This is a genomic window from Williamsia sp. D3, from assembly GCF_000506245.1.
In the GTDB taxonomy this organism is placed as follows: domain Bacteria; phylum Actinomycetota; class Actinomycetes; order Mycobacteriales; family Mycobacteriaceae; genus Williamsia; species Williamsia muralis.
The window spans coordinates 129,192-146,230 of sequence record NZ_AYTE01000018.1 but is presented as its reverse complement, the minus strand read 5'-3'; the positions used below and the strand labels follow the sequence as shown (position 1 = coordinate 146,230).

Below are 17,039 nucleotides of genomic sequence, written 5' to 3'. Positions count from 1 at the left end.
ACCGATCGATGAGGAGCTTCCCATGGCGATTGCCGAAATCACGTCAACTGTCCCCACCAGCCTGGGTGGCCTGCACGTCCGCGCAGTGGGCAATGGTCCACCCGCGGTGTTGTGGCACAGCATGTTCGTGGACTCGTCGAGCTGGGACCGGGTACTGCCCATCCTCGCCGGACACCGGCGTCTTTTCCTCGTCGACGCCCCCTCGTCGGGTAAGAGCGACGCCCTGGTTCGGCCCACCGACATCGCAGCCTGCGCCTCTGCAGCAGCTGAGCTGATGACGTCTCTGGCCGAAGACCTCGGCGGACCGGTCGACTGGCTCGGCAACGCATGGGGAGGGCATGTCGGAATGCACTTGGCAGCAACACGTCCGGATCTGGTCCGCACTCTCACCGCGATCAGTGCACCGACGAATCCGATCAGCAAGCCGTTGCGTCTGAAGGTCCGTGCCCTCGCCCCGCTGTACCGCGTGTTCGGTCCTCGGGGGTTACCGCGCAAGGCGATCGAGGAGACACTGTTCACCGACCGGACACGGGCGACCGATACAGAAGCGGTCGCCTTGCTGAGGTCTTCGATGCGTCGAGTGACGAACGCGGCGATGGTGAATGCGGTCTCCACCGCGATTCTCAATCGAACAGACCTGACGTGGGCGGTGGAGAGAATCGACTGTCCGACTCTGTTCGTCACCACTGATGACCGAGGCGAATGGACGCCTGCGGAGGCCAGAGCGGTCGCGGCGACGATGACCGATGCGCGCGAGGTCACCGTCGCCGATGCCCGCGTGATCCCGGCGATCGAACAGCCCGCGGCTCTGTCCACGGCAGTTATCCAGTTCTGGAATGAGCAGGGCGACAACGTCGTCTGACGCTCGCGGCGTGTTCTGGCCCGGGGGGCGGTAGCGTTCTCCGGATGCTGCCCTTGACGGGAATGACTTCGTGACGAGGCCGACCGTGCCCGTGGCCTCGCGCGGGATCATCGCGATCCTGTTGATGGTCATTCCGCTGAGCCAGATTCCGCTGGATGCATACACCCCTGCGCTCCCCGACATGGCGGCCGAGCTGGGGTCGACAAGCACGACCATGCAGAACACGGTCACCGCCTACATGTTGGGTATGGCGTTGGCCTTCATCCCGGTGGGCGTGATCTCGGACGCGGTCGGGCGCAAACCGGTGTTGCTGGTGTGTCTTTCGATCGTCGTCGCAACGAGCCTGGGTTGTTCGGTCTCAGACGACGTGATCACCCTGCTCGTCCTACGTTTTCTCCAGGGTTGCGGGGCCTGCGCTTGCCTGGTCCTGGCCTACGCCATCGCCGCCGACTGCTTCGCCGGTACTCGACTGATCGCTGTCTCGGGTCTACTCGGCGCGGCGTGGGGCGTGGCTCCGGTACTGGCTCCGGCGGTCGGCGGACTGCTCGTGCAGTTCATCTCGTGGCGGTGGATCTTTGCTCTCATCGCGCTTCTCGCTGCCTCGGTCGCTGTCCTGGTCATGGTTGCGCTTCCGGAAACACTCGCAGCCGATGACCGTGATCGGGTGGACTTGCGGGTCACCGCACGTGTCCTGGCCGCCGCATTACGCCGCCGGGTGTTCGTGGTGCTGATCGTCGTATTCGGCCTGATGGCATCAGCGCAGTTGGTGTTCGGTGTGGTCGGCCCATTTCTCTATCAAGAAGAACTGGACTTCTCACCGGCCGCGTACGGCGCGATGGCGTTGATCGTCGGCGCTGCGAACCTACTGGGCGAGCTGGCGTGCGGGACACTTGCGACCCGCATCCGCACCCGGCCTCTGGCCTTCGGAGCACTGGGCGTCTTCTTCTGCGGGGCAATCGTTCTCGTCGCCTCAGCAGCGCTGATGGGCGTGAACGCACCGGCCATCACGATCGGCGCCTGTCTCGCGTTGGCCGGGTGCGGTGTCCTGTGCCCGCAGATGTACGGGCTTGCCCTGGGCCTGTTCGACCGCAACCTCGGCCTGATCGGCGGGGTGGTGAGTGCAGGGTGTTACCTCATCGTCAGTGCCGCGATGACCACCGCGGGGGTCCTGCCCGAGAACTCGCAAGCGCCTTTGGGCTGGCTGTACCTCGGGATCGGAATTGCCGTCGGTGTGCTGCTCCTGTGGGCCACGGCACCAAAACGGGTAGGCGTCCAGTAGCACGCGGAGACACTCATCGGACCCGTCTGCCAGCGTGGGCAGAATAAGACCATGGCTCACCTACTTCACCTCGATTCGTCCGCCGACGTCCACACATCCCGCTCTCGCGAGCTGACCCAGCTGTTCGCGCAGACATGGCTTGCCGCCGACTCGACGAGAACGGTCACCTACCGTGATCTCCATCGCGACCCCATCCCACACCTTTCCGACGCAGGACTGCATTACGCCACCAGGCTGCGGTCTGCCACCGAAAAGCCCAGTGCCGAGTCGGAGGCCCTGCAGTGGCAACTGATCAACGAAGTAATTGCCGCCGACGTGGTGGTTGTCGGTGCACCTATGTACAACTGGTCGCTGCCCTCCACCCTGAAGGCCTGGATCGACCACATTCACGTACTGGGCACCACAGCGCCTTTCGATACTCCCGACCAACCGTTCGCAGGTAAGCCGGTGGTGGTCATCTCCTCGCGAGGCCTTGTGTACACGCCCGGCACGGCCGAGGAGTCGCTGGACCACACTATTCCGCCACTGACCCAGGTTCTCGGAAAAGCACTGGGGATGCGGGTCGAGGTTGTCACCGACGACCTCACATTGGTAGGTCGCATCCCGGATCTGGATTCGAAATCGACGCAGGCCGCCGAAGCCAGGCGCACCTCCGAGGCGCGCATCCTTCAACTCGCCGCGCAGCCGTTGAGCTAATTCCCGTCTCCAGGCAACATCGCCCGGACCGCCTCGATGGTGTCGGCCATCGCGGCGGTCTTGTCCGGCCGGTACCTCAAGACGCGTGCGAAACGCAACGCGACACCGCCGGGATATCGAGTGCTCACCTGCACACCATCCAACTCGATCTCCACCACGATCTGCGGGTGCAGATACACCGTGTGCTGGTCTCGATTCCGCTCGACCTTCGGGAACTCTTCTGTCTGCCAGCGCAACAACTCATCGGTGAGTCCTTTGAACGTCTTACCGACCATGATCGGATCGCCGCCATCCGGATCGCGAGCGCCGAGGTGCAGATTGGAGAGGTAGCCCGTCCGACGGCCGTAGCCCCATTCGGCACCCATCACGATGAGATCGAGCGTGTGCTCCGGCTTGACCTTCTGCCACGACTTGCCCCGCCGGCCCGCCGCGTACGTCGAGTCGAGGGCTTTGATCATGATTCCTTCATGACCGGCGGCGAGCGCAGCATCGAGATGGGCCTCGGTCTCTTCGACAGTCGGAGATCGTAGCGCCGGAATCCGATGCTGGGGCGCAAGGCGATCGAGTACACCTATCCGGTCGGACAGCGGCCGGTCGAGCAGGTCTTCACCGTCGAGATGCAGACAGTCGAAGAAATACGGCTGCAGCAACAAATCGCGCTGCGAACTGGCGCCGAACCTGCTCATCGTCTCCTGGAACGGCCGGGGTCGGCCCGAGTCGGCGAGCGCCAGTGTCTCCCCGTCCAGAACCACCGACTCACACGGCAGGTCACGCACCAACTGCACGAGCTCGGGTACCCGCTCGGTGATGTCGTTGAGTGTTCGCGTGAAGATCGCCACGTCATCGCCGCTGCGATGTACCTGGATTCGAGCACCATCGAGCTTGTACTCCACGCTCACGTTCCCACCTAGCGCCGAATGCGCCTCGCGGAGCGACTTCGCGGGCGAGGCAAGCATCGGCCGCACCGGCCGGCCGACTTCCAAACCGAATGACTGAAGGGCGGCTGCGCCGCCACCCATTGCCGCGGCCGCGGTCTCGGCAAGGCTGCCCGACAGCATGACGCCCGCCTCACAACGTCAACCGGCAGATCAGACGCCGTAGCGATCGCCTCGGTCATCACGCCTTCCAGCGCTCCCTGGCGTACCTCCCCGGTGAGCAGCCGGATGAGGAAGTCCTGTTCACCTGATGTCGCCCTCTCGAACAGGCTGCCCAGCAACTCCTTTCGAAGTTTGACCGAGCCGGCACCGGAGGTCACGGCCAGCTCGTCGAGCAGGTTGTCGACCTCTGCCACCGTCCACGTCGGGCCCGCGGCCGCGTGTGCCCGGGCCCCCGAGAGCGTGCGCCAACCGATGCCGAGTCGGCCTTGCAGCGTCTCGCCTGACAGCCATGCGACCACAGCGCGTACGTCCTGCGGTGCGGCGCCGCGCAACAGATCTGCGATGGCGGTGGTCTTCGCTTTCCGCGAACGGGTCGCGGCGACCGCCGCGCTGGTGGTCACGACGTCATCGAGGTGCATCCGTCAACGGTATCGATTGCTTCGGACAGGACCGTTCAACCTTGCCAGGGAGGGGCCATACCCCAGCCCCAAAGCGGCACCGGGGCATGGGGCATCGGCGTGGCTCCCGGTTGGGAGTTCTCCACCGCTATGCGGGTGCCCCACTCGAGGTAGGCGACAAAGGCCGACCTGAACTCCGGATCGCTGGGCAGACCCACTTCGTCCGCTGCGTCGAGCAGTAGGTCCACCCAGCGCCGGCGTTGCGTGGGCGTGATGGCCTTACCGACGTGATGGGCGAGCATGTTCTCGTAGCCGCCGCCATGCGCGGTGTATTCGGCAGGGCCACCGAATACCTCGCCCACCCACGAGGCGACATGTTTCGCGTGATGCGCATCCATCCCTGCGAACATCGGCGCCAACAACTCGTCTTGCGGGACCAGTTCGTAGAAACGCGTGAAAAGCTTGTCGAACGCTTCTGCGCCGCCCGCCCATTCGAACAGGGTGGGCGGGACGTCGGCGCCCGAGCCGGTACCGGTCACGCTGGTCGCTTCGTAGTGCTGCATCTCGTCGATCGCGCCCACGTAGTTCTTGATCTCGGCGAAGAACGCCCGGAACAGTTCACTGCCACGAAAGCCTGTCAGATGTCCATCCAGGGAGTCCCACGTGATGCGCAGGATGTAGTGGTCGGGCTTTTCGACTGCGCGCGACAACTCGAAGTCGATGCAGTGCTCGGACTTGTGCATGGCGTCGGCGGCGCGGGCGTACGCAGCCTCGAACTCGGCAGCTGATGGTTCGTCGATGCGGTACCGGATGTACTCCAGGATCATGGCGGGCCTCCAGCGCAGACGTTACAGCGGGCAGAGGACCCGCACCGCGAAATTGTGTCGGAGATGGCCCATTCGAATCGGCCGCAGCACCGGGCTATGACCTGGCCAACTGCCTGAACCGCCATCTCGTGCACCGGGCCGCACCACCGCTTGGCATCATGCTCGTGTGAGTATCCGGCTGCTGGCAACCGACCTCGACGGCACCTTGTTGACGTCTCGACGAACGATCAGTGAACGGTCGGCGGCGGCCATGGCCGCAGCTGCTACGGCAGGTATCCGAGTGGTATGGGCGACTGCAAGAGCTCAACATTCGGTCCACAACCTGGCTGTCGACAGTGGCTTTCGCGGTTATGCCGTGGCTGCGAACGGCGCCGTGTTGATCGACCTCACCGATGGCGAGGCCACCATCTTCGACGTGCAGGCGATGGCACCGGACGTCGCCGGTACGGCAATCGAACAGGTGCGGACCCTGTTTCCCGGCACCGTGTTCGCCGTGGTCGGCCCGACTCGTTTCATCGCCGACCCGGCCTACGCCGCGCTCTGTGTCTACGCCGACCACCATCGAGATCCGCTGACCATGGAGATGAGCGACACGGCCTCGTTGGACGACGAACCGATCGTCAAAGTCGTTGCGCGCCATGCTCACATCCCGAGCGTCGACCTCTTCCGGCGGGTGGCACAGGCCGGGATCCCCGGCGTAACCCCTACCCATTCCGGCGCGCCCTACGTGGAGATGGCCGCCGAAGGCGTCTCCAAGGCCAGTGGACTCGCCCGGCTGTGTGACGCGTGGGACATCGATCCGACCGAGGTCGCGGCCTGTGGAGACGCGATCAACGATCTGCCGATGCTCGAGTGGGCGGGCCTGGCGCTGTGTCCGGCGAACGGCTCACCCGATGCCCTTGCAGCTGCCGATCACATCCTGGCGACCAACGACGACGACGGGGTGGCCAGGTATCTCGAAGTCCTCGTCGGTGCCGCCGGTTAGAGGAAGTTGAGCACCTCGGTACCCCACGCCGCACGCAGATCCCGGTCGAGGTCATCGACCACTTTGTCTTGCCTGTCGATTACCAGGGTCGCACGCTGATCCGGTACGTAGGGAGGCCATTCCGGGTCGCCCGGTAGTCCGCCGGGATGACCGTCCACGGCGAAGTTCACCCATCGATTCTGGAGACGGGCAGAAAGCGCCTTCCCCACTTTCAGGCCACCGAGTTTGAACGTGATGTCCTTGCGGCCGGCCACCAGGTTGCCCCAGACATACGGCAATTCGGTGGCATGGGTGGCCCCGACCCGCAAGGCCCGCAGCATCGGTGTGGCCCAGTCGAAGCGGTAGAGATACACCGGCGCGACGGCGCTGTGCGCTTCGGCGAGCCAGATGGTCGGCATCCGAAAACCGACGTCGCGGGCGACAGCGAGCCCGGCTGCCTTCATCTTCAAACCTGAGTAGGCCGAACCGATCTCGGCCTCACTCGGCAGTTTGAGTTCCGGCTGCTCTGCCGCGATCTCGGCGAACATGGCGCGAATCGCATCCGGGGTGATCGGCATCAACGGCGACTTCATCCACTTGAACAGCGCCGCCTCGTCTTTGTTGGTACCGATGATCAGAGGAACGGGATTCGAGCGGCCGGCACGGGCCGCCGCCAGCGGGTAGTCGGGCAGCAGATCCTTGTCGACCACCGGCGCGAACGCCAGTGTGCCGGGTGTCGCGGCGGGCACATCGCTGAACAGTTCAAGTCCTGCCGACACGAGGCGGTCGACCGGCATGTCGTACAGTGTCGCAACCGAATCCGGTTCGACCCCGACCTTCTGGAGAAAGATGTCGGCGACGCGTTTCGCCCTTGCGCTGTCGTACACCGAGGTCGCCGGCGAACTCTGCGCGATCGCACGGGAGAACAGTCCTGACGCAGCCGGAACGGTCAGGAGCGTCGTGACGATGCCCCCGCCCGCTGATTCCCCGAAAAGGGTCACCCGTTCCGGGTCTCCCCCGAAGCCGGCGATGTTGTCTTGAACCCATTGCAACGCGAGGATCACGTCTCGCAGCGCGAGGTTGGTGTCGAAGACCCGCTCAGCGGTACTGAACGACGACAGATCCAGAAATCCCAGCGCGCCGAGTCTGTAATTCACCGTCACCAGCACGACGTCGCCGTCGGAGACAAGTGCGCGCCCGTCGTACAACGGCTGACTCGACGTGCCGAAGATGTATGCGCCCCCGTGGATCCAGACCATGACCGGCCGTGGGTCGTCCGGAGTGACCACTGACGCCGACCAGACGTTGAGGCTCAGGCAATCCTCGTCCTTGACGGCGCCGGGTCCGAGGGTGATCACCGGATTGTTCGGTTGCGGCGCCACCGGACCGAACGTGGTCGCGTCGACGACGTCGACCCAAGGTTCTGGTGGCACCGGCGCCCGCCAACGCCGCTCGCCCGTGGGTGGCGCCGCGTAGCGGATACCCCGCCACGACTTGGTGATCCCGTCGTCCAGGCCCCGAACCGGCCCACCGGTGGTTGTCACCACGTTCTCGTCGTCTGCCATGTCTGAGCTCCTACCGAGGAAGGCAATGTCGCTCACACTACGCAAACGGTCGCTTACGCGAATGCGGACAACATCATCCGTTTAGGTCGCGCGGAGAATCTTAGCCGCGCGGAGGAACTCCCTGCCCTGCGTCAGTTGTGAGCCGCGTTGAATGCCTCGACGATGGCGTTGGGAATACGGCCGCGGTCGGAGACCTCGTAACCGTTCTCGCGGGCCCATTCACGGATGGCGGCCAATTGCGACTTGTCGCTGCGCACTTCGGAGGCGGCCGGCGCCTGCTTGGCAGTGGCCCTCCTCTGACGGCCACCGATCTTGGTGGCCTTGTCGATCCACTTCTGCATGTCTTTGTCGAACTTCTCGGCCGACTTGGGGCCGAGATCGAGGGAGTATTCGACACCGTTGACGGTGAACGTTTCCACGATCACGTCCGAAGGGTCGAGATCGGAACCGTCGAGGTCGTCGGTGATCTGTTCGATGGTTCTGCGTGCCATGTTCTGCGCCCTCTTCGTCGGGGAGGCGGTCCAGCGCCTGATGGGTGGTGACGTCTCGTGTTCGCCCGAACATACCTTTGTCCGCCGCTGTACACCGAACTGGGGATAGCGCTCCCCTGGCGAGTCTGCAGTCGCGCCGCGTCGAGATGCCATGCCACATCTCGACAGCGGTCAGGCGGTGTTGATGAAGCGCCGTCTCCCATGCCGAAAAGGGCTGCGCGCCGAGTCGGCGCCGAATTTCCGGAGTGATTCCTGCCGAGCAGGTTTCAAACCCCACTACCGAGGGCCTGCAGGACAAACCGGATTCGATGATGTCTCGTTCGATCTGATCTCGGTGCAGTACCACTCACTGAAAGCCGGGCACGACTACGGCCAGTACGTGCGTGATGCCCGCAACGCCGGCCGCGACGACATCGCAGACTTCTTCGAGCAGGTGATGGCTCAGGACTCCGAACGCGCTGAAAAATGCCACCGCTTCCTGCGCGAACTCCAAAGCTGAATGCGGCAGGTTCAGACCTGTCGCCGACCTTGTCGACGGGAACGACAACCGCAGAATCGGGCCGTCCCCCACCAATCCCTCAACGCTCGACCCGCCGCCCGGCGGGTCGTTTTCGTTGGGGGCTATTTGCGTCTTGACTTATATAAGTGTTCAGTGAAATATAGCTGTGGTGCACGCACTCGACATCCTCGGCGACCCGGTCAGAAGAAGACTGCTCGAGCTGCTCACGGACGGGGAACGGTCGGCGGGCGAGCTGTCGCAAACGATCGGCAGCGAGTTCGGAATCAGCCAACCGGCGGTGTCCCAGCACCTCCGCGTCCTGCGCGACAACGGTTACGCGACCGTACGTCCCGACGGGGCACGTCGGCTCTACGCGGTCGATGCCGATCCGTTGCGCGCTGTCGATGAATGGCTTGCAGCATTCCGCGGCTTCTGGACGCCGCGACTGGCCGCGCTGGACACCGAGATCGCCCGTGGCAAGCGCGCACGAAAGGAACAGCCCACCGAGAGGACCTGACATGACCGACGGCCAATTCCCAGATACGGCAAAGCAACTCAGCAGTGTGGACAGGACGGTTAGCGCGAAGGACAACGGCTCGACGATCAGCACATCAGCCCGCCTGACTCAGGTGTACAACACCTCTGTGGCCGACCTCTGGGAAGCCTGCACCACGGCAGACCGCTTGGCCCGGTGGTTCGGCAATGTCACTGGCGACCTGGTACTGGGAGGCGAATACCACATCGAAGGGAATGCCAGTGGCACCGTCGAAACCTGCGATCCGCCGACGAGCTTCACCCTCACCTGGAAATTCGGCGAAGAGATCACCTACCTGACCGTCCGGCTCGAAGAAGTCGCCGATGAGCAGTCGCGACTTGTCATCGAGCACTCCGGCGACATCGACCCCGATCGGTGGAGGCAGTACGGGCCGGGCGCGGTCGGGATCGGCTGGGACCTCGGTCTGCTCGGTCTCGCGCTGCACCTCGAGACCGGGGCCGATGCGCCGGCCGAGACCAGCGAGTGGGCCCAGACCGATGCCGCCCGGCAGTTCATGTCCGAGAGCAGTCGTCGTTGGGCAGACGCGCATATTGCTGCGGGTGCATCGCAGGATGCCGCGCGTTCAGCCGAGATGCGAACCACGGCCTTCTATCTGGGCACAGAGGTCCCCGAGTCGTGATTCGATGACGTTCTCTCACGCGAGCGCGGGCAAGACCTCCTTCTCGAAGAGTTCGATTCCCGAAAGATCGTATGCAGCTTCAGGAAAATAGAAGATGCCGTAAGAGAGACCATGGCTCTTGAGTACGGTCAGCTTCTCGATGATCTGCTCGGGAGTCCCCACCCCTGGTAGTCCGCGAAACGCTCCGAGGGCGCCCTCGGCCGCATCCGCGCCGACGTGCGGGGTAAGTCGATCCTTGAGCGTGCTCAACCGTTGTTCCACCTCGGCCTCGGTGGAACCGATCGCGACGTTGTAATTGGCAGACCGGACGATGGCGTCGAAGTCAGAACCGACGGCTTCGCAGTGCGTCCGCAAGATGTCGGACTTTCGTGCAAATTCCTCGGGAGTGCCGTCGAAGTTCGTGTACTGCGCGTACTTCGCGGCAATCTTCAAGGTGACCTTTTCGCCCCCACCCGCGATCCACAGAGGAATGCCGCCCTCCTGCAGAGGAAGTGGACGGACGATTGCACCATCGACCTGGTAGTGCTTCCCATCGAGCGAGGCCGAGCCTGTGCTCCACGCTTGCCGCATGATCTGCACCCCCTCGTCGAGCCGGCCCAGTCGCTCCCCCGCCGACGGGAAGCCATAGCCGTAGGCCCGCCACTCGTGCTCGTACCAGCCGCCGCCGATCCCCATCTCGACCCGTCCGCCCGAGATGAGATCGGTCGTGGCGGCCACCTTGGCGAGATATGCCGGATTTCGGTAGCTCATCGCCGTGCACATCTGGCCCAGTCGGACACGAGACGTGGACGCTGCAAGCGCCGACATCAACGTCCACGCCTCGTGGGTGGCCTCGTCGGTGGGAGCTGGAACCGTGTGGAAGTGGTCGTAGACCCACACCGAGTCCCACGGACCGTTGTCGGCGCGCACCGCAAAATCACGCATCACCGGCCATTGGTCGGCGGGGTCGATCCCGACGAGGTCCAGACGCCATCCCTGCGGCACAAACAATCCAAATCGCATGACCGCCATCGTAATGGAAGCGCTTCTGAGTTCTCGGGGTTCAACAGCGCGCCACCACCGCACAAAGTGGTGAAGGTGGGCGAAGATCAGGCGCGAGGAATCGAATCTTTGCCCGTCACAACACCTTTCGGCAGACGCTCGCCGACTACACCGGTTCGTAGACGCCCGTCACCGGTGCACCGACGGTCTTGTATTCATGAATGGCAAGACCGCCCGGTGTCTTCTCGTGGCGGATGAGTTGAAGACCCGCGGGTGTTCCCCCGGCAGTGAACAACCGTCGTCCTGAACCCACCACCACCGGCGCGATCACCAGCCGGATCCCGTCCCGTCAGTTGTGTCTTCGTCGGGAGATCCGGGGCCTTGGCAGACCCCATCGAGTGACACGAACTGCATCAGCGTCAGCTCATCAGTTGAGCTCGCCTTCGACCAGATCCGCGAGCTGCCGGGTGACAGTTCCCCAACCGTCATGAAAGCCCATGCGCTCATGGCTGTCTCGATCCGCAGCGGAACGGTGCAGGGCCCTGGCCTCATATTCAGTGCCGTCAGGGTGGTCGGCAACAGTGATGATTGCAGTCATGAACGCGTCCGCCGATGGGCGCCAGCCGGCTGTGAGGCTGTCGATGAATACAATCTGCCGGAACGGGTCGACCGCCAGGAAACAACCGGTGATGTGTGGTTCGAACTCACCCCCGTCTTCGCTGATCTCTGTACGAAAAGAACCGCCGGGCCGCACATCCATCTCACGCACCCTGCATACCGTCGGATGGGGAACCCACCACTTCTCGAACTTGGCAGGATTTGTCCAGGCGTCCCATACCGCGGCAGCCGGAGCCTTGATGACCCTGGAGATGACGAGGTCGAGCTCGGGGTTGGGCTGTGTTGTCATGTCATTTCTCCTGATGTTGTTGCGTCGCTATCTCATTGACGACAAAGCTCTCGAGTCGATCGGTGCGTTGTTGCCACAGGGCACGCTGGCTTTCCAGCCAATCCTGCGCGACATCGAACTGCCGTTGCTCGATGACGCAGGTGCGAACCCGGCCGACCTTCATCGTGCGTATCCAGCCACTGTCCTCGAGTTGCCGGATGTGTTTCATGAAGGAGGGCAAGGCCATGTCGAATGGCTGGGCGAGCTCGCTGATACTCGCCGGCCCCTCCCCCAGGCGCCCGATCACCGCCCTGCGGGTGGGATCAGCGAGGGCTTGGAAAACCCCGTTCAATCGCTCTGAATACTGAGCCATAAGGCAAACTATCAGCGGCTGGATACTTAGCGCAAGGGCTAAGTGTCACCGGGTTGCGCCGCAACCCCGGTGTGCCTACCCCTGGGCAGGCGAAGGGTCAAGATGATCGAGTCAGCGCCGCGATGGTTCGCCGTAACCGGTGACCGTGGTCAGGATGAAAACCGAGTCCTCGATCGCGGTCACGCTGTGCCGATGATGCGTGAGCCCGCGAAGTTCACCTACGTTGAGGACGACCTCACCCTCATCCGCGGTCACCTTCACCCTGCCGCTGAGTACAAGCATGCTCGCCGCCGGCGGCGAATTGTGTTCGCCGAGTTCGGTACCGGCAACCATCGCCATCAACGTCTGACGTAGCGGACCGTCATGGACAAGGATGTCGGCACTGCGGCCATGCGAATCGTCGCGTGCGATGTCCAGGTGCTTGCGAGACAGCTCTTCCAAAGTGGAGCTCGTATTTACCACGTCGTCCTCGCTTCATGATGTGCGCTCGAAGTTCTCTGCCCACGCTATCGCGTCACGGCTCACCGAGGCGACCACACGCCCGATCCGGCCTCCGCGCGACCCGAGTTGCAGAATTGACCGCAGCAGTCGGGAATTGATAGAACCTCACTCATGTTAATTGAGTCAGATTCACTCAACTCTTAACAAGGAGGCTCCGCGAATGCCCGCATTCTTCGGCCCCGAGGGCCCGCGTCGCATCGACATCAGTCGGCTGATGAGCAGGTCCACCCAGGACCTCATCGCCGAGTCCGCCAGGTTCGCCGCCGGTCGGGGCGACACAGAACTCGACGCTCTACACGTTCTGCGAGTCATGACCGCCACGGAGCCCACAAAAACGCTGATGGAGCGCGCCGGGGCCGACACGACGGCGGTGGCGGACACCATCGAACAGCGCCTTCCTCAGGGAACGCCGACCAATGGCTTCACCACCACCTCACTGAGCGCTGCACTGAAAACCGCTGTGTTCGAGGCTCACCAACTCGCCCAGACCTTGGGCTCGACGTACATCGACCCAGAACATCTGTTCCTCGCCCTCGCTGCCGACCATGACAGGGCTGCGGGTCGTCTGCTCGCCGCTGCCGGCATCACACCCGAACACCTGCAGACCGCACTTCAGGGCGGCTCGGTCGCTGCTGAGTCCACGACAGCCACCCCGACGCTGGACAAGTTCGGATTCGACCTGACCGAGAAAGCGCGAGGTGGGGGCGTCGACCCGGTCATCGGCCGTGCCGACGAGATCGAACAGACCATCGAGATCCTGTCTCGACGTACGAAGAACAACCCGGTGCTGGTAGGCGAGGCCGGTGTCGGCAAGACCGCCATCGTCGAAGGTCTCGCTCAACGGATCGTCGACGGTGACGTGCCTGATCGTCTCGCAGGCAAGCGCATCGTGCAGCTCGACCTGTCGAGCATGGTCTCGGGGACCCGGTACCGCGGCGACTTCGAAGAGCGGTTGACAAAGGTGATCGATGAGATCGCAGCGAACAAGGACGAACTCATCGTCTTCATCGACGAAGTGCACACCATCGCCGGTGCCGGTGCCGGAGCCGAGGGGTCGATGGATGCCGGAAACATCCTCAAGCCCAAACTCGCTCGCGGTGAACTGCACATCGTCGGTGCCACGACGCTCGACGAGTACCGGAAGAACATCGAAAAAGATCCCGCGCTCGAGCGTCGATTCCAACCGGTGACGGTGCCCGAACCCAGCGTCGAGGACGCGGTGGCAATCCTCGATGGACTACGGGGGCGGTACGAGGAACATCACGGAATCCGATACTCCGATGAGGCCATACGTGCAGCTGTCGAGCTGTCCGCCCGCTACATCGGCGACAGGTTCCTGCCGGACAAGGCGATCGATCTGATCGACCAAGCCGGTGCGCGGATGCAACTGGCTTCACCGACCACCGACGTGGAGGCGATCCAGAAGCAACTGACCCAACTCGAGACGGCCAAAGAGCAGGCGGTCGCGGCGGAGGACTACGAAAAGGCCTCCGCATTGCGTGACGAGACCGCCCGGCTCCAGGCACGTCTGACGGGCGGGCCGTCCGAGGCAGGCGAAACACCTGAGGTGACCGCCGAACACATCGCCGAAGTGGTCGCCCGCGCCACCGGGATCCCGGCAAGCCAGATGACCGAGCAGGAACGGGAGCGTCTACGCCGCCTCGAGGATGAGCTACATCAGCGTGTTGTCGGCCAAGAGGATGCGGTGAAGGCCATCGCGCGTGCTGTTCGCCGGAGCCGTACCGGGATGAGCGATCCGGATCGGCCCGTGGGCAGTTTCTTGTTCCTCGGACCGACAGGCGTCGGAAAGACCGAATTGGCAAAGGCGCTGGCAGCCTCGCTCTTCGGCGACGAGAAGAAGATGCTCCGACTCGACATGAGTGAGTTCGGAGAACGTCACACGGTCAGCCGCCTGATCGGGGCTCCCCCCGGGTACGTCGGGTACGGCGAGGCGGGGCAGCTCACCGAACAGGTCCGCCGGAACCCGTATTCGGTGGTCCTTCTCGACGAGATCGAGAAGGCGCACCCGGACGTGTTCAACACGCTGCTGCAGGTGCTCGACGACGGTCGTCTCACCGACGGGCAGGGTCGCACGGTCGACTTCAAGAACACCGTGCTGATCATGACCAGCAACCTGGGATCGGACATCATCTCCAGCAAGTCCGGTGGACTCGGGTTCAGTTCCGGTGACGCCGAAGCCGCGGAACGGCCGGTGCGTGAGCGTGTGATGGCCCGACTGCGGGAGTCGATGCGACCGGAGTTCCTCAACCGGATCGACGAGATCGTGGTCTTCCGCAAGCTCGACAACGAACAGCTGCACAAGATCACCGATCTGCTCCTGGCCGACAGCCGCAAGCGGTTGGGCGCCAAGGGAATCGACATCGAGTTCACTGATGCTGCTGTCGACTGGATCGCAGAGCACGGGCACCAACCCGAGTTCGGCGCACGACCACTGCGTCGTTCGATTCAGCGTGCAGTTGATGACCGGATTGCAGACCTGCTGTTGGACGAGGTGCTCCTCGACGGTGGCAAGGTCTCCGTGCAGGTCACCGACGACCAACTGGATCTGTTGGTCAGCTAGGCCGCGGCGTCGATGCCCCGTCCGGTACGCCGGGCGGGGCATCACCGCGTTCGGACCCAGAATGATAGGTTTCGAGCAAAAGATCGACCACTACCGGCGCGTGGTCACTGGCCTGCACTTCGCCAGGCGACGGCAGCACCTTGCGAGCGTCGGTTCGGCCGAAATGCGCCGAGGCATAGATTCGGTCGCTGTTCTCGGGTGCACCTGCCGTGGCCTCGACCAGGCCGACCGACGCAAAGACCTGGTGCTCACGCTGAAACTCCGGCGATCCGTCTCGCACATTGAAGTCGGCGCCCATGATGGTGGGCCCCGACCAGGTGCCGGCCGCTGCGGCGATCGGGTCGACCTGACGCCGCTGCTCGTCGATACCGTGATGAGGCGGGCTGAAATGTCCTGAGAGCACGCGGATCTCGCGCCCCGAAGGGGTTCGCACCAACGCGTCCGTGGCCACCCGCGGCTGGTACTCGATCACTCCTCCGAACGGCACCCACGACCGGTGAACTCTTCCACTCACCATTGACGCGTACGCGTCGGACGCTGCCCGAAAACGGCGGAGAGCGCTGTCCCCCATCGCATCCCCGACCCGAAGTCCTCGAGCATCGGTGATGTCGAAACCGTTGAAGGTGAGAATCCCGGTCCCCTCACGACGGCCGTTCACCTTCTCGATCGCCGGAGTCATCACGGCGCCCGTCGGTGTCAATCGCTGCGCCAGCTGCTTCAACGTGTCCGTGTAGTTCGACCGGGTCGCGAAATGGTCCAACTCCTGCAGGAGCACGATATCCGGGTGCTCGCGCCGGATGGTCGCGGCGAGGTGGTCCAGACGACCAGGCGTGGCGAGGAATTGACCAGGCCCGCCCATGCCGCCATGCACGTTGTATTCCATGACACGTACGTGTTCGGTTGGGCCAGACTCCTGGACGCGCGCACGGGCGCTGGGGGCGTCGCCGACCTCGTGAACTCTGATCTCGCTCACCAGTAACCCTGTCGCCGCGCCCGCCGAGGTGCCTGCTCCTGCCCCGAGGCTGGTCATCGCGCCGACGAGACACCCGACGGCAGCCCCGACGAGAACCGATGGCCCTCGAGAACGAACGTGTCGTCCGGCCATGTCGATCGCGCCGGGTGCATAGGGCGGCGCATCCAGTGGCGGCAGACTGCCACCCGCTGCGAGCGGATGATCTCGCAGCACGTGGACCTCTGTGTCGACTACAAGTGTCACCGGTATCTCCCGAGGTTCGTGCCCGTCAGCCCGCGAGTGAGAACACGGCAACCAAGAAGTCGGAGTCGTCTGTGAACGGACGCAGATCCCAGGTGGACAAGAGAACGTCAACCGAGAGTCCGCTGCTGGTTGCGTCATCAAGGAAATCAGCAAACGGGTAGTCGCGGCCTGCACCGAACCCGACGACGACCCGGCCGTTCGGTGCGACGTGCCGGGCGAAACCGGCGAGGACGTCGCGGCGGGTGGATGGCGCAACAAAGGTCACCACATTGCCCGCACAAACGATGACGTCGAAGCCAGCTGCCACCCCTCGGGCCGGCAGATCAAGGTCGGCGAGGTCGCCGATGAGCCAGGTCGGGCCCGGATGATCCTGCTCGGCAGCGTCGATGAGGACAGGGTCCACATCGACGCCGACGACCTCATGACCGGCGTCGTGGAGGTGGCCGCCCACCCGGCCCGGGCCGCAGCCGGCGTCGAGAACACGACTACCGCGGGCCAGCATCGCATCGATCAGCCGCGCCTCTCCGACGATGTCCTGGCCGCGGGCCGCCATCGTGCGAAACCGCTCGACATAACGTGTGGAGTGTGCCGGGTCGGCCTCTACGATCTTCTCCCACTGGCTTGGCGTGCGTTCGCTCATTCGGGCTC

General features: G+C 63.9%; 18 protein-coding genes and 1 pseudogene. 8 read left to right on the top strand and 11 right to left on the bottom strand.

Annotated features, from left to right (window positions below; genetic code table 11):
- Positions 1 to 22: 22 nt before the first annotated feature.
- From W823_RS42470 to W823_RS42460, 3 genes are all read left to right on the top strand, one after another.
- The gene (locus tag W823_RS42470; RefSeq protein WP_023958007.1) at positions 23 to 862 is read left to right on the top strand and encodes an alpha/beta fold hydrolase; all 840 of its coding nucleotides are present in this window, start codon (positions 23 to 25) and stop codon (positions 860 to 862) included.
- A gap of 85 nt (positions 863 to 947) precedes the next feature.
- Positions 948 to 2,141 carry a multidrug effflux MFS transporter gene (locus W823_RS42465; RefSeq protein WP_023958005.1) on the top strand — a complete coding sequence of 398 codons (1,194 nt, stop codon included), beginning with the start codon at positions 948 to 950 and terminating at the stop codon, positions 2,139 to 2,141.
- A gap of 51 nt (positions 2,142 to 2,192) precedes the next feature.
- Entirely contained in the window at positions 2,193 to 2,837 is a 645-nt protein-coding gene (locus tag W823_RS42460) for an FMN-dependent NADH-azoreductase (RefSeq protein ID WP_023958003.1), read from the top strand.
- On the opposite strand, the pseudogene W823_RS42455 reads toward W823_RS42460, so the two are convergent.
- Positions 2,834 to 4,353: pseudogene (locus W823_RS42455) on the bottom strand (ATP-dependent DNA ligase). The gene W823_RS42460 and the pseudogene W823_RS42455 overlap by 4 nt on opposite strands.
- Before the next feature lie 35 nt (positions 4,354 to 4,388).
- On the bottom strand, positions 4,389 to 5,159 hold the full coding sequence (locus tag W823_RS42450) for an antibiotic biosynthesis monooxygenase (RefSeq protein ID WP_023958001.1): 771 nt from the start codon (positions 5,157 to 5,159) through the stop codon (positions 4,389 to 4,391).
- 166 nt (positions 5,160 to 5,325) lie between these two features.
- Between W823_RS42450 and W823_RS42445 the strand changes: the two genes are divergently transcribed.
- A complete protein-coding gene (locus tag W823_RS42445; protein ID WP_023957999.1) occupies positions 5,326 to 6,144 on the top strand; it encodes an HAD family hydrolase in 819 nt (272 codons plus the stop codon).
- Here the strand turns inward: W823_RS42445 and W823_RS42440 are convergent.
- Positions 6,141 to 7,688: a carboxylesterase/lipase family protein gene (locus W823_RS42440; protein WP_023957997.1), complete on the bottom strand. Its 1,548-nt coding sequence runs from the start codon at positions 7,686 to 7,688 to the stop codon at positions 6,141 to 6,143. The two genes, W823_RS42445 and W823_RS42440, sit on opposite strands and share 4 nt — an antisense overlap.
- A 131-nt stretch (positions 7,689 to 7,819) precedes the next feature.
- Positions 7,820 to 8,179 (bottom strand): Lsr2 family protein, encoded by a 360-nt coding sequence (locus tag W823_RS42435; RefSeq protein WP_023957995.1) that lies wholly within the window; start codon positions 8,177 to 8,179, stop codon positions 7,820 to 7,822.
- Positions 8,180 to 8,504: 325 nt separating this feature from the next.
- On the opposite strand from W823_RS42435, the gene W823_RS0129060 reads away from it, so the two are divergent.
- The 3 genes from W823_RS0129060 to W823_RS42425 all read left to right on the top strand — a co-directional run bounded on the left by W823_RS0129060 (position 8,505) and on the right by W823_RS42425 (position 9,853).
- Positions 8,505 to 8,678, top strand: coding sequence for a hypothetical protein (locus W823_RS0129060; RefSeq protein WP_051406510.1), 174 nt, complete (start codon positions 8,505 to 8,507; stop codon positions 8,676 to 8,678).
- Between the two features lie 169 nt (positions 8,679 to 8,847).
- Complete coding sequence (locus W823_RS42430) at positions 8,848 to 9,195, top strand: helix-turn-helix transcriptional regulator (RefSeq protein ID WP_031332234.1); 348 nt, start codon at positions 8,848 to 8,850, stop codon at positions 9,193 to 9,195.
- A gap of 1 nt (position 9,196) precedes the next feature.
- Entirely contained in the window at positions 9,197 to 9,853 is a 657-nt protein-coding gene (locus tag W823_RS42425) for an SRPBCC domain-containing protein (protein ID WP_023957989.1), read from the top strand.
- A 15-nt stretch (positions 9,854 to 9,868) separates the two neighbouring features.
- Here the strand turns inward: W823_RS42425 and W823_RS42420 are convergent, their stop codons facing one another.
- From W823_RS42420 to W823_RS42405, 5 genes are all read right to left on the bottom strand, one after another.
- Positions 9,869 to 10,855: an LLM class F420-dependent oxidoreductase gene (locus W823_RS42420; protein ID WP_031332233.1), complete on the bottom strand. Its 987-nt coding sequence runs from the start codon at positions 10,853 to 10,855 to the stop codon at positions 9,869 to 9,871.
- Between the two features lie 145 nt (positions 10,856 to 11,000).
- The gene (locus tag W823_RS57750) at positions 11,001 to 11,165 is read right to left on the bottom strand and encodes a hypothetical protein (protein WP_023957985.1); all 165 of its coding nucleotides are present in this window, start codon (positions 11,163 to 11,165) and stop codon (positions 11,001 to 11,003) included.
- Between the two features lie 96 nt (positions 11,166 to 11,261).
- Entirely contained in the window at positions 11,262 to 11,741 is a 480-nt protein-coding gene (locus tag W823_RS42415; RefSeq protein WP_023957982.1) for an SRPBCC family protein, read from the bottom strand.
- 1 nt (position 11,742) lies between these two features.
- A complete protein-coding gene (locus tag W823_RS42410; RefSeq protein ID WP_023957980.1) occupies positions 11,743 to 12,093 on the bottom strand; it encodes a helix-turn-helix transcriptional regulator in 351 nt (116 codons plus the stop codon).
- Between the two features lie 111 nt (positions 12,094 to 12,204).
- Positions 12,205 to 12,555: a cupin gene (locus W823_RS42405; protein WP_031332231.1), complete on the bottom strand. Its 351-nt coding sequence runs from the start codon at positions 12,553 to 12,555 to the stop codon at positions 12,205 to 12,207.
- 199 nt (positions 12,556 to 12,754) lie between these two features.
- On the opposite strand from W823_RS42405, the gene W823_RS42400 reads away from it, so the two are divergent.
- Positions 12,755 to 15,175 carry an ATP-dependent Clp protease ATP-binding subunit gene (locus W823_RS42400; RefSeq protein WP_023957976.1) on the top strand — a complete coding sequence of 807 codons (2,421 nt, stop codon included), beginning with the start codon at positions 12,755 to 12,757 and terminating at the stop codon, positions 15,173 to 15,175.
- Here the strand turns inward: W823_RS42400 and W823_RS42395 are convergent.
- Together W823_RS42395 and W823_RS42390 are read right to left on the bottom strand one after the other, a co-directional pair.
- Positions 15,168 to 16,391: an endonuclease/exonuclease/phosphatase family protein gene (locus W823_RS42395; protein WP_161634003.1), complete on the bottom strand. Its 1,224-nt coding sequence runs from the start codon at positions 16,389 to 16,391 to the stop codon at positions 15,168 to 15,170. The two genes, W823_RS42400 and W823_RS42395, sit on opposite strands and share 8 nt — an antisense overlap.
- A gap of 25 nt (positions 16,392 to 16,416) precedes the next feature.
- A complete protein-coding gene (locus W823_RS42390) occupies positions 16,417 to 17,031 on the bottom strand; it encodes a bifunctional 2-polyprenyl-6-hydroxyphenol methylase/3-demethylubiquinol 3-O-methyltransferase UbiG (protein WP_023957971.1) in 615 nt (204 codons plus the stop codon).
- Positions 17,032 to 17,039: the final 8 nt, after the last annotated feature.